Source organism: Streptomyces sp. NPDC055400, assembly GCF_053644375.1.
Window position 1 is genome coordinate 622576 of the sequence record NZ_JBSHLM010000001.1, and the last position, 12281, is coordinate 634856.

10 protein-coding genes and 2 pseudogenes are annotated in these 12281 nt (G+C 70.8%); 3 read left to right on the forward strand and 9 right to left on the reverse strand.

Annotated features, from left to right (window positions below; all coding sequences use genetic code 11):
* Positions 1-5 precede the first annotated feature (5 nt).
* Genes ACWIGU_RS02630 through ACWIGU_RS02650 form a run of 5 tightly spaced genes read right to left on the reverse strand, consistent with a single transcriptional unit; the run spans position 6 to position 5614 of the window.
* Positions 6-1061, reverse strand: coding sequence for an ABC transporter ATP-binding protein (locus ACWIGU_RS02630; protein WP_454396631.1), 1056 nt, complete (start codon positions 1059-1061; stop codon positions 6-8).
* A complete protein-coding gene (locus ACWIGU_RS02635; RefSeq protein ID WP_454396633.1) occupies positions 1058-2083 on the reverse strand; it encodes an ABC transporter ATP-binding protein in 1026 nt (341 codons plus the stop codon). Before ACWIGU_RS02635 ends, ACWIGU_RS02630 begins: the two co-directional genes overlap by 4 nt.
* Positions 2080-2940, reverse strand: coding sequence for an ABC transporter permease (locus ACWIGU_RS02640; protein ID WP_454397251.1), 861 nt, complete (start codon positions 2938-2940; stop codon positions 2080-2082). The genes ACWIGU_RS02635 and ACWIGU_RS02640 overlap by 4 nt, the downstream gene beginning before the upstream one ends.
* 14 nt (positions 2941-2954) lie before the next feature.
* Positions 2955-3908 carry an ABC transporter permease gene (locus ACWIGU_RS02645; RefSeq protein WP_454397253.1) on the reverse strand — a complete coding sequence of 318 codons (954 nt, stop codon included), beginning with the start codon at positions 3906-3908 and terminating at the stop codon, positions 2955-2957.
* A 56-nt stretch (positions 3909-3964) separates the two neighbouring features.
* Positions 3965-5614: an ABC transporter substrate-binding protein gene (locus ACWIGU_RS02650; RefSeq protein WP_454396635.1), complete on the reverse strand. Its 1650-nt coding sequence runs from the start codon at positions 5612-5614 to the stop codon at positions 3965-3967.
* 247 nt (positions 5615-5861) lie between these two features.
* On the opposite strand from ACWIGU_RS02650, the gene ACWIGU_RS02655 reads away from it, so the two are divergent.
* Positions 5862-6722, forward strand: a complete 861-nt coding sequence (locus tag ACWIGU_RS02655) for a GyrI-like domain-containing protein (RefSeq protein ID WP_454396637.1) — start codon at positions 5862-5864, stop codon at positions 6720-6722.
* 21 nt (positions 6723-6743) lie between these two features.
* Here the strand turns inward: ACWIGU_RS02655 and ACWIGU_RS02660 are convergent.
* Positions 6744-6989 (reverse strand): annotated as a pseudogene (locus ACWIGU_RS02660) (response regulator transcription factor); the annotation flags it as partial.
* On the opposite strand from ACWIGU_RS02660, the pseudogene ACWIGU_RS02665 reads away from it, so the two are divergent.
* Both ACWIGU_RS02665 and ACWIGU_RS02670 read left to right on the forward strand, forming a co-directional pair.
* A pseudogene (locus ACWIGU_RS02665) lies at positions 6950-7337 on the forward strand (carboxymuconolactone decarboxylase family protein); the annotation flags it as partial. The pseudogenes ACWIGU_RS02660 and ACWIGU_RS02665 overlap by 40 nt on opposite strands.
* A gap of 153 nt (positions 7338-7490) precedes the next feature.
* The gene (locus ACWIGU_RS02670; RefSeq protein ID WP_454396639.1) at positions 7491-8150 is read left to right on the forward strand and encodes a hypothetical protein; all 660 of its coding nucleotides are present in this window, start codon (positions 7491-7493) and stop codon (positions 8148-8150) included.
* Here ACWIGU_RS02670 and ACWIGU_RS02675 read toward each other — a convergent pair.
* From ACWIGU_RS02675 to hydA, 3 genes are all read right to left on the reverse strand, one after another.
* Positions 8147-9667: an NCS1 family nucleobase:cation symporter-1 gene (locus ACWIGU_RS02675; protein WP_454396641.1), complete on the reverse strand. Its 1521-nt coding sequence runs from the start codon at positions 9665-9667 to the stop codon at positions 8147-8149. The two genes, ACWIGU_RS02670 and ACWIGU_RS02675, sit on opposite strands and share 4 nt — an antisense overlap.
* 165 nt (positions 9668-9832) lie before the next feature.
* Positions 9833-10852, reverse strand: a complete 1020-nt coding sequence (locus ACWIGU_RS02680; RefSeq protein ID WP_454396643.1) for a TIGR03842 family LLM class F420-dependent oxidoreductase — start codon at positions 10850-10852, stop codon at positions 9833-9835.
* A gap of 16 nt (positions 10853-10868) precedes the next feature.
* Positions 10869-12275 carry a dihydropyrimidinase gene (gene hydA, locus ACWIGU_RS02685; protein WP_356271885.1) on the reverse strand — a complete coding sequence of 469 codons (1407 nt, stop codon included), beginning with the start codon at positions 12273-12275 and terminating at the stop codon, positions 10869-10871.
* Between the last annotated feature and the right edge of the window lie 6 nt (positions 12276-12281).

Sequence of the window (12281 nt, forward strand, 5' to 3'; positions counted from 1 at the left end):
GGACGTCAGGCGGATGCGGGGCGGCTGTGAGGGATCGTACGAAGTGACGCGTCGGCGTCCGCGGTGCGGGGTGCCGCGGCGTCGGGGGCGGTTCCGTCGTCGGCGACGAGGTGGCAGGACACCTCGCGGCCGCCGTCCGTGCCTTCGAGGGTTCGCAGTGCCGGGATCTCGGTGCGGCAGCGGTCGACGGCGAGCGGGCAGCGCGTGTGGAAGCGGCAGCCGGGCGGCGGCGCGAGCGGGCTGGGCAGTTCGCCGCTGAGGACGATGCGTTCGCGGGTGCGCTGGGCGACCGGGTCGGGCACGGGCGCAGCGGACAGGAGGGCCTGGGTGTAGGGGTGCTTGGGGTCGGCGAACAGCTCGGCGGTGGGGGCCTGTTCGACGATCTGGCCCAGGTACATGACCGCGATCCGGTCGGCGAGGTACTCGACGGCGGCGAGGTCGTGGGTGATGAACAGGCAGCCGAAGCCGCGGTCGCGCTGGAGGTCGGCGAGCAGATTGAGGACGGACGCCTGGACGGACACGTCGAGCGCGGAGGTCGGCTCGTCGGCGACGAGGAGCGCGGGGTCGACCGACAGGGCGCGGGCGATGGAGATGCGCTGGCGCTGGCCGCCGGACAGCTCGTGCGGGTGCCGGTCGGCGTGCTCGGGGCGCAGGCCGACCTGGGCGAGGAGTTCCGCCACGCGCGCGCGTGCCGCCTCGCCCTTCGCGATGCCGTGCAGCCGCAGCGGCTCGGCGACGATCTGCCCGACGGTCATGCGCGGGTCGAGCGATGACGAGGGGTCCTGGAAGACGAGGTGGAAGTCCTTGCGCAGGGGGCGCAGGGCGCGCCGGGACATGGTCGTCACGTCGGTGCCGTTGATGCGTACGGTGCCGCCGGTGGGCTCGTCGAGGCGTACGGCGCAGCGGCCGACGGTGGACTTGCCGCTGCCCGACTCGCCTACGAGGCCGACGACTTCCCCGCGTCCGACGGTCAGGGAGACGCCGTCGGCGGCGCGTACGGTGCCCCCGGACGCGGTGAAGTGCCGCTCCAGGGCGTCGAGTTGCAGGACCGGGGTGCTCACTGTGCGGCCTCCTGGAGGGTGTGCGGGTGCCAGCAGGCGGTCAGGTGCGGGGCGTCGGCTGCGGTGTCCGGCGTGACGGCTTCGAAGCCGGGCCGTGCCGTCGTGCACCGCTCGTCGGCGCGGGCGCAGCGCGGGGCGAAGGTGCAGGCGTCGGGCTGGGAGTCGAGGCTCGGCACGAGGCCGGGGATCTCGGGCAGGCGCCGCTTGCCGTCACCCCCCGCGGCGGCCGAGGCACCGGGCCGCAGGACCGCCGAGAGGAGTCCGCGGGTGTACGGGTGGCCGGGCGCCGCGAACAGCTCGTCCACGGGGGCCTGTTCGACGGGCCGGCCCGCGTACATGACGAGGACACGGTCGGCGGTGTCGGCGACGACACCGAGGTCGTGGGTGATGAGTACGATCGCCGTGCCGAGGCGCTCGCGCAGCGACTGGAGGACCTCCAGGATGCCCGCCTGAACGGTCACGTCGAGGGCGGTGGTGGGTTCGTCGGCGATGAGGACGGCCGGGTCGCAGGCGACCGCGATGGCGATCATCACGCGCTGGCGCATGCCGCCGGAGAGCTGGTGCGGGTACTCGTCCACGCGCTGGGCCGGGGCGGGGATACCGACGAGGTCCAGGAGTTCGACGGCACGCGCGCGTGCCTCCTTCTTGCTCAGCCCCTGGTGCCGGCGGAGCACCTCACCGATCTGCCGGCCGATGGTGAGCACCGGGTTCAGCGAGGTCATCGGCTCCTGGAAGATCATCGCGATGTCCTTGCCGCGGATCGTCCCGTACGCCTTGTCGTCGCCGCCCGCGAGTTCGCGGTCGCCGAGCCTGATCGACCCGGTGATGTGCGCGGTCGGCGGGAGCAGGCCCATGACGGCCATGGAGGTGACGGACTTGCCGCAGCCCGACTCGCCCACCACGGCGAGGACTTCACCGGCCGCAAGGTCGAACGAGACGTGGTCGACGGCGTGGACGGTGCGGGAGTCCGAACGGAAGGACACCGAGAGGTCGCGGACACTCAGCACGGGGTCAGGGCTCATCGGGTCGCTCCACGGGGGTCGAGGACGTCGCGCAGGCCGTCGCCGAGCAGGTTGAACGCCAGGGTCGCGGCGACGACGGCGAGGCCGGGGAAGACCGCCATCCAGGGCGCGGGCGCGAGGAAGGACTGGGCGGACGACAGCATCACGCCGAGGGACGGCTCGGGCGGCTGGACGCCGAGGCCGAGGAAGCTGAGCAGCGCCTCGCCGATGATCGCGGCGGGGATGCCGACGGTGGCCTGGACGACGAGCGCCGAGGTCGCGTTGGGGAGGATGTGGCGGAACAGGACAGTGCCGTCCCCTCCCCCGTTGGCGACGGCGGCGACGACGTAGTCGACGTGCTTGAGCCGCAGGGTCTCCGCGCGGGTGATGCGGATGACGGCCGGGATCTGCGAGATGCCGATCGCGATGGTCGCGTTGGTGAGGGACGGGCCGAGGACGGCGGCGAGACCGACGGCCAGGACCAGGAACGGGAACGCGAGCATCGTGTCGGTGACGCGCGAGACGACGCTGTCGGCGAGCTTGCCGTAGTAGCCGGCGAGCAGTCCGAGAGGGACGCCGACCACGAACGCGAGGATCACCGCGAGGACGCCGACCTGCATGGACGCGCGGGCGCCGAAGACCACGCGGGAGAGCTGGTCGCGGCCGAGGTCGTCGGTGCCGAGCCAGTGCGACCAGTCCGGCGCGGCGAGCACGTTGCCGAAGTCGGGCTGCGCCGGGTCGAACGGGGCGATCAGCGGCGCGAACAGCGCGGCCAGGACGAAGACGCCGGCGATGACGCCGCCGGTCATCGCGAGCCGGTTCTTGCGCAGGGCGCGCAGTTTGGCGCTGCCCGCGGCACGCGAACGTACGGCTGTCAGGGAAAGGGCCGTGGTCACTTGGCGCCTCCGAGCCGGATGCGCGGGTCGATGGCCGAGTAGGCGACGTCGACCAGCAGGTTGATGAGGATGTAGGCGGCGGAGGTGCACAGCACCACGCCCTGGAGGGTCGCGTAGTCGCGGGTGAAGACGGCGTCGATGGTGAGCTTGCCGAAGCCGGGCAGGACGAAGATCTGCTCGGTGACGACGGCGCCCGAGATGAGGTGGCCGAGCTGGAGTCCGAGCACGGTCACCACGGTGACCAGGGAGTTCCTCAGCGCGTGGCCGCCGATGACCTCGCGGCGCGACAGGCCCTTGGCGCGGGCGGTGCGCACGTAGTCGGCGGACAGGGAGTCGAGCATCGCGGCCCTGGTCTGGCGCATGACGACGGCGGCGAGCCCGGAGCCGAGGACGATCGCGGGCAGCACCATGCGGCGCAGGTTGTCGAGCGGGTCGGTGCCGAAGGGGACGAAGCCGGAGGCGGCGAAGACCGGGACGGCGATGGCGAAGACGAGGACCAGGACCATGCCGAGCCAGAAGGTGGGGACCGAGAGGCCGAGCAGGGCGAGGCCGTTGGCGATCCACTCGGCGGGCCTGCCGCGGCGGACGGCGGCGACGATGCCCGCGCCGATGCCGAGAACGACCGCCAGCAGGAGGGAGAGCGCGGCGAGTTCGAGGGTGACGGGCAGGGCCTGGCCGATGGCGTCGGAGACCGGCAGGCCGGTGCGTGACGAGGTGCCGAGGTCGCCGGTGAGGGCGTGCCCGATGAACCGGCCGTACTGGACGACGATGTTGTCGTCGAGCCCGTACTCGGCGCGGATCGCGGCGAGCGCCGCGGGGCTGCGCTCCTCGCCCGCGAGCGCGAGGGCCGGGTCGCCGGGCAGGGCGCGGATGCCCGCGAAGACGACGATCGAGACGAGGAAGAGGGTGATGACGGACTGGCGTACGCGGGTCAGCACGTACGCGGCCATGGGATGCCCCGCGAAGAGGGCGAACCGTGCCTTCGGCAGGGCCACGTCACTGGTCGTCACTTGGCGTACCCCGCATCCTTCACGCGGACGAGGCCGTCGCCGTAGACGCGGATGCCCGCGACGTCCTTCCCCGCGACGACGTAGTTCTTCTGGCGGTAGAGGTAGACGAGCGCGTGGGCGTCGTTCGCGCGGCGGGTCAGCTCGCCGTATATCTTGGCGCGTTCGGCGGGGTCGGCCTCGGCGCGGCCGCGCTCGATGAGGGCGTCGGTCTCGTCGTCCGAGAAGCCGTAGGCGTTCATGGCACCCTTCGTCTGCAGGAAGCTGGCGATGTTGCCGTCGGGGTCGAGGCGCCCGGACCAGCCGCTGGTGAACGCGTCGTAGTGACCGGAGTCGGTCTCTTCGAGCATCGTCGCGTACTCGGTGGGGCGCAGGGAGACAGCGAAGCCGGCCTCCTTGGCCATGGCCTGGACGACCTGGCCGAGACGGCTGTTCTCGGGCGTGGTGGAGGTCTTGAGTTCGATCTTGATCGGGGTCTTCACGCCCGCGGCCCTGAGCAGCCGCTTCGCCTTGGCGACATCACGCTTGGGGCAAGCGGAGGCCGCGACGCCGGGTGCGATGGCGGATTCGGGCGAGACAGGCCCGCAGGCGGGCTCGTACATGCCCTGGAAGACGACCTTGTTGATCAGGTCGCGGTCGATGGACAGCTCGAAGGCCTCGCGCACGCGCACGTCGCGGGCGAGCGGGGTGTCGAGCTTGCCGGGCTTCTGGCCGAGCCCCTTCACGTTGCCGACGTTGAGCCCGATGCCCTGATAGCCGAGCGAGGGCGAGTTGAACAGCTGGAGCCCCGGCTCGGTGAGCGCGCTCTTCACGTCGACCGGGGCCATCTGGTCGCCGACCTGGACGTCTCCGGAGCGCAGGTTGGCGAGGCGGACGCTGCCGTCGGGGATCGGCTTGTAGATCACCTTGTCGAGGTGGACGTCGCGCGCGTCGTAGTAGTTCGGGTCCTTGGCGAGCACGATGCGGTCGCCGCCGACGCGCTCGACGAACTTGAACGGGCCGACGCAGGAGGGGTGGTTGGTGAAGTTCTTGCCGTACTTCTTGAGCGCGGCCGGGGACATCACCATGCCGGAGCGGTCGGCGAGCACGGCGGTGAGCGGGACGTAGGCCTGCTTGAGGGTGAGCTTCACGGAGTACGCGCCGGTGGCCTCGGCCCCCTTGAGCGGGGTGAGTTCGGTGGCGCGGGCCGATCCCGGCAGGTCGCGGTGGCGCACCAGCGAGGTGACGACGGCGGCCGCGTCGAGGGAGGTGCCGTCGCTGAACTTCAGGCCCTTGCGGACGGAGAACGTGACGGTGCGGCCGTCCGCCGAGGTCTTCGGCAGGGCGGTGGCGAGCTGCGGGACGACCTTGCCCGCCGCGTCGACGTCGTAGAGCTTCTCGCACATCCCGGCGAAGACCGTGCGGCCTACGAGGGTCTGGGCGAGCGAGGGGTCGAGTTTGTCCGGGTCCGCGTTGAGGGCGACGGTGAGCGTGCCGCCGTCCCGTACGGGACGGTCGTCGGTCATGCGCTCCCCGCCGACCTCGGTGGCCGAGGACTGGAGGGAGCCGCAGCCCGCCGTTGTGGACAACACCAGGGCAACTGCCGTGACGGCAACCGCTGTTCGGCGCACGAGGAGATACCTCCGCCAGGGGACGAGTGTGCGGGACATCCTGTGGATGATCCGTGTGTGATCAAGGAATACCGCAGAACGTATTTCGCATACAGTCCACAGGCAAGAGGGTTGTCCGCATGGCGGAACACATTTGATGAAGATTGAATAACCGGCTCCGACAAAGAAGGTCACAAGGCCCCAAGCTGCCGGAACGGGCACGTCCGACCGGATCGGGCACAGGATGTCGGGTCCGCGACCATGGGTCCTCCCTAGCGTGAGCGAGGTCAACAGGAAGGAGCCCGGGGTGCTTGACCGGCTCAACGAGGCCATGGACCACATCGAGCGCCACCTCGACCGGCGCATCGACATCGCCGATCTGGCCCGGATCGCGGCAACGTCGGAGTACCACTTCCGGCGGATGTTCTCCGCGCTCGCGGGACTGCCGCTCTCCGAGTACATCCGGCGCAGGCGGCTGACGGTCGCGGGCGCTCAGGTGCTCGCCGGGGAGCCGACGCTCCTCGAGATCGCCGTGCGCTACGGCTACGGCTCGGGCGAGGCGTTCGCGCGGGCCTTCAGGGGCCTGCACGGCGTGGGCCCCGGCGAGGCCAGGCGGACCGGTGCGGCCCTGCGGTCCCAGCCCCGGATGTCCTTCCGTCTCATCGTCGAAGGGAGCAGCACCATGCGATACCGGGTGATGGAGAAGCCCGAGTTCCACGTCGTCGGCAGGAAGGCACGGGTCCCCCTCGTCCACGAGGGCATGAATCCGGCGATCGCCGACTTCATCCGGGGCATCGACAAGGAGACCGTGCGCCGGATCCACGCACTGTCGGACCAGGAGCCCGAGGGGATCGTCTCGGTGAGCGACGACCTCGACCCGAGCCGCGCGGAGGGTACCGAACTCGACTACTACCACGCGGTGGTGACCTCCGGACCAGGCCCCGACGACCTGGACACCCTCACCGTCCCGTCGGGCACGTGGGCCGTCTTCGACAGCTCGGGGCCGTTCCCGCAGACGCTCCAGTACCTGTGGCGGGACGTGTTCACCCAGTGGTTCCCGTCCAACCCGTACCGGAGCCGTCCGGGCCCCGAGATCCTCAGCACACGCCTGTCACCCGACGCGGCACAGGCGGACGCGCAGCTGTGGATCCCCGTCGAGCGGGAGTAGCACGCCTCGTAGCGACGCGCGTCACTGCCTGCGCGCCGTGACCAGGCCCGACTCGTGGGCGAACACGACGAGTTGGGCACGGTCGCGGGCGCCGAGCTTCGTCATCGCGCGGCTGACGTGGGTCATGGCCGTGAACGGGCTGACGACCATGCGCGCGGCCTTCTCCTCGTTCGTCAGGCCGCGCGCCGCGAGCACGGTCACCTCGCGCTCGCGCCGGGTGAGGCACTCCAGGCCCGGCGGCGTGGCGCCGTCGGGCGGCCGGCACGACGGTGGGCCCGGCATACGCCGCGCTGTGCGACGCCGCCTCCACGGGCGCGGGACTGCTCGACGACGTCGACCCGGCCCGGGTCGAGGAGGCCCTCACCGCTTGGGACAGCTCGCATCCGCCGCTCGCCCGGGACGAACTGCCCGACCGCGACCGGCGGCCCGGGGCCGCGCCTCGCAGTGCCGGCCGCCGTCGCCCCGTACAGGATCACGGACGAAGACGTGGCGGCCTGGCGGAAGCCGCCCTTCACCGATCACTGCCCGGTCCGTCTGATCGCGTACGGCGCCTTCGCCGCGATCGACCGCATCGAGTCCGCTCCGCCCCTGCCCGCCCTCATGGAGAGGCCCTGACCGCGTACGCGGAGGCCTCTTTGGGGTGAAGGCCCGGTGATGCGGACGCACTGAACTGCGCATGGTGCGCATGAGGGGCAAGGGGGCGGTGTTGTCCCGGGGCAACTCGTGTGACACTGGCGTCCCCTCCCCCTCGCACAAGGGGCGTACGCCGTGCGTTCTCTCCCTCTCCCCCTCGCGCTGACCGTGCGGGTCCTGCCGGTCGCGGTACTGGCGTGCGCCGGCTGGGCCTGGACCTCGGGCCCGATGGCGGATTCGCCCGCGCAGCCCGCCGCTGCCCCGCAGCCCTCGGCGAAGCGTGCCCCGCAGTCGGGGGCGTCAGCGACCAGCCGCGCCTACGACAAGCCGCCCGAGCCGTGCTCCGCCGTGACGGCGAGCACGGTCGCGGACCTGGTCCCGAAGGCCGCCCCGGCGGGCAAGGAACTCGCCGCCGCCGACCGTTCGCTGCGCCGCGGCTGCTCGTGGAGCGCGCTGAAGGACTACGACTACCGCTGGCTCGACGTCTCCTTCGAGATCAAGGAGTCGGCCGCCGCGGCGAACACAGCCTTCGCCGCGCGCGGCACGGGCGACTCGGCGCCCGGCCTCGGTGACGAGGCCCGGATCACCATCGCCCTCACCTCGCACGACAAGCAGAACACCCGGGAGGCCGTGGTGACGGTCAGGGCCGGCAACGCCCTGGTGACCGTCACGTACAACGGCAGCGACTTCGAGTCCCACGGCGCGCCCCCGGCGGAGGGCATCTACAAGGGCGCCCTGAAGGCGGCCGGGGACGCGGTGGCGAAGCTGACCGGCAAAGCAAGCCCGACCGGTTAGATCCGGACCCCACGCGCCTTGGCCAGGGCCACGTAAAGGATCAGCGAGGACGCGAGCCCGACCGCCCAGCCGTAGTCCGCGAGCGGCTTGAGGAACGGGATGAGGCCGTCCACGGGGAACGGTCCCTGCTTGGCGCCCTGCGCGTCGACCGTCGAGTACGAGCCGCCGACGGCGAGGACGCCGCCCACGGCGAAGGCGATCACCGCGTTCCAGTTCCAGCCGCCCGCGTACCAGTAGCGGCCGTTCGGCAGATACAGGTCGGCGAGGTGGAGTACCGTGCGGCGGATGATCCAGTAGTCGGCGATCAGGATGCCGGCGACGGTGCCGAGCAGTCCGCCGACGACGCCGAGCCAGGTGAAGATGTACAGCTCGGGCGTGGAGGTCAGCTTCCACGGCATGACGAGGACGCCGATGACACCGGTGATCAGCGCGCCGGTGCGGAAGTTGATGAGCTTGGGCGCGAGGTTCGCCAGGTCGTACGCGGGTGACACGACGTTCGCGGCGATGTTCACGGAGATGGTCGCGACGAAGACCGTGATGAGCGCGAACAGCAGCCCGAAGACGTTGTCGGTCTTGCCGGCCAGCGCGACCGGGTCCCAGATCGCGGCGCCGTAGACCTTCTCGGACCCGGACGTCACCAGGACGGACATCAGGGCGAAGAGGGTCATGGTCGTGGGCAGGCCGAGGGTCTGCCCCCAGACCTGGGCGCGCTGTCCTTTGCCGAAGCGCGTGAAGTCCGGGATGTTCAGGCTGAGCGTGCTCCAGAAGCCGATCATGCCCATCAGGCCGGGGAAGAAGATCTTCCAGAAGTCGGATCCCCAGCCGACCTTGGACGGCTCGTCGAGGAGCGGACCGAAGCCGCCCGCCTTGTTCGCGATCCACACGAGCAGGACGACGGCGCCGACGAGGACGAACGGCGCCGCCCAGTTCTCGAAGCGGCGCAGGGTGTCCATGCCCCGGTAGATGATGGCGAGTTCGAGGACCCAGAAGAGGACGAAACAGAGCCACAGGGTCCACGGGTAGCCGCCGACCTTCGACACGTCGGCCCAGCCGCCGAAGACCTTCCCGAGCAGGACGAACACGCCCTGCCCGCCGATCCACGTCTGGATGCCGAACCAGCAGCAGGCCACCGCCGCCCGGATCAGCGCGGGCAGGTTGGCGCCGCGCAGGCCGAACGAGGCGCGGGCGAGGACGGGGAAGGGTATGCCGTACTTGGGTCCCGCGTGCCCGGTGAGCAGCATCGGCAGGAGCACGATGACGTTGGCGAGCGCGATGGTGAGGACGGCCTGCTTCCAGTCCATGCCGAGCGCGACGAGGCCTGACGCGAGGGTCCAGGACGGGATGCAGTGGGCCATGCCGATCCACAGGGCCACGAAGTTGTAGGTGGTCCAGCGGCGTTCGGCGAGGGGGACGGGGCGCAGGTCGTCGTTGGCGTAGCGGCTGTCGGAGGGGTAGGCGTCGGCGCTGAGGTCGATGCCGCCGCCCGCGGGCAGCGTGGGTGGCGCGGTGTCGGTCATGAGCAGGCCATTCGTTCGGGAGCCGGAGGAGTTGCGGCTCAGTCAGCGGGGAGGTGCGAACGGGCCGTGCGGGTGCGGGCGGTGGGGACCCTGGCGGGGAGGACGGGGTGACGGGGGTGACGGGGTGTACCGAGATGGGGTTCAGGCGTTGCCCACGGGATCGCCTCAGGCGTTCACCGCCGCAATGATGTGCTCCCCGTACGCGTCGATCACCTCCTCCTTCGCGTCGTGCATCGCGTAGAGGGCGAACTGGTCGACGCCGAGGTCCCGCAGGGCGCGCAGCTTCTCGACGTGGTCCTGTGCGGTGCCGATGACGCAGAACCGGTCGACGATCTCGTCCGGTACGAAGGCCGTGTCGGGGTTCCCGGTCCTGCCGTGGTGGGCGTAGTCGTAGCCCTCACGGGCCTTGATGTAGTCGGTGAGTTCGTCGGGGACCATCGAGGAGTGCTCTCCGTACTTGGTGACGAGGTCCGCGACGTGGTTGCCGACCATGCCGCCGAACCAGCGGCACTCCTCGCGCGCGTGGGCGAGGGCCTCGGGCGAGTCGTCGGCGGTGACGTAGGCGGGCGCCGCCACACAGATCTTCACCTCGGACGGGTCGCGGCCCGCGCCGGCGGCCGCGTCCCGCACGGCCTTGATCATGTACTGGGTCAGATACGGGTCGGCGAGCTGGAGGATGAACCCGTCGGCCTCCTCGCCGGCCATCTTCAGGGCCTTGGGCCCGTACGCGGCCATCCAGACCGGCAGTTGGGCACCGTCCCGCACCCACGGGAAACGGATCACCGTCCCGCCGAGGTCGGCCTCTTCGCCCCGGGCGAGCGCCCTGATGACCTTCATGGCCTCGCTGATCCGGGCCAGCGTGTTGGGCTTGCGTCCGGCGACGCGCATCGCGGAGTCGCCGCGGCCGATGCCGCAGACGGTGCGGTTGCCGTACATGTCGTTGAGCGTGGCGAAGGTGGAGGCGGTTACCTCCCAGGTGCGGGTGCCCGGGTTGGTGACCATCGGGCCGACGGTCAGGTGCGACGTCTCGGCCAGGATCCGGCTGTAGATGACGAAGGGTTCCTGCCACAGCACGGCCGAGTCGAAGGTCCACCCGTGGGTGAAGCCCTCGCGCTCGGCGCGCTGCATGAGGGAGACGACGCCGGAGGCCGGGGGGTCGGTCTGGAGGACGAGTCCGAAGTCCATGGGATCCACCACGTTTCTAGTTCAGGTACTGGCAGGCGGAGCGCGCGGTGTACACGCCGTGACCGGCGCGACCCGTGAACTCCCGCTCGGAGATGACGAGTTCACCGCGAGAGAGCACGGTCTCGACGCGGCCGGTGATCCGCTTGCCCTCGTACGCCGAGTAGTCGACGTTCATGTGGTGGGTGTCCGCGGAGACGACCTGCTCGGCATGCGGGTCGTAGATGACGACGTCGGCGTCGGCGCCGGGCGCGATCGTGCCCTTCTTCGGGTAGAGGCCGAACATGCGGGCCGGTGTGGCGCAGGCGATCTCGATCCAGCGGCGGCGCGAGATGTGCCCGTCGACGACGGCCTGGTGCAGGAGGTCCATCCGGTTCTCGACACCGGGCATGCCGTTGGGGATCTTCGAGAAGTCGCCGCGGCCCAGCTCCTTCTGCCCGGTGAAGCAGAAGGGGCAGTGGTCGGTGGAGACGACCTGGAGGTCGTTCGTGCGCAGGCCTCGCCACAGGGCCGCCTGGTGGTCCTTGGGCCGCAGGGGCGTGCTGCACACGTACTTGGCGCCCTCGAAGTCCGGCTCGGCGAGGTTGTCCGTGGACAGGAAGAGGTACTGGGGGCAGGTCTCGCCGAAGACGTTCAGTCCCTCGTCGCGGGCGCGCGCGATCTCGGCGAGCGCCTCCTGTGCCGAGACGTGCACCACGTACAGGGGCGCGCCCGCGACCTGGGCGAGCTTGATGGCGCGGTGGGTCGCCTCGGCTTCGAGGAGCGCCTTCCTGACCTCGCCGTGGTAGCGCGGGTCGGTCTCGCCGCGCTCCAGGGCCTGCTGCACGAGGACGTCGATCGCGATGCCGTTCTCGGCGTGCATCATGATGAGGCCGCCGTTGTCGCCGGCCCGCTGCATGGCGCGCAGGATCTGCCCGTCGTCGGAGTAGAAGACGCCGGGGTAGGCCATGAACTGCTTGAACGACGTGACCCCCTCGGCGACGAGCAGGTCCATCTCCTTGAGCGTCTCGTCGTGCACATCGGAGACGATCATGTGGAAGCCGTAGTCGATCGCGCACTTCCCGTCGGCCTTGGCGTGCCAGGCGTCCAGGCCCTCGCGCAGGGTGTGCCCGACGGACTGGATGGCGAAGTCGACGATGGTGGTCGTGCCGCCCCAGGCCGCCGCCCGGGTGCCCGTCTCGAACGTGTCGGCGGCGAAGGTGCCGCCGAAGGGCATCTCCATGTGGGTGTGAGCGTCGACGCCGCCCGGGATGACGTACTTCTGGCGGGCGTCGATCGTCCGGTCCGCGGTCCAGGATTCCGCGGCGTCGGTGCCGGCCGCGGCGAGGGCGGCGATGCGCCCGTCCTCGATGAGTACGTCGGCGTGGATCTCGTCGGCGGCGGTGACGACGAGTCCGCCGCGGATGACGGTACGGCTGCTGCTCATGCTCCC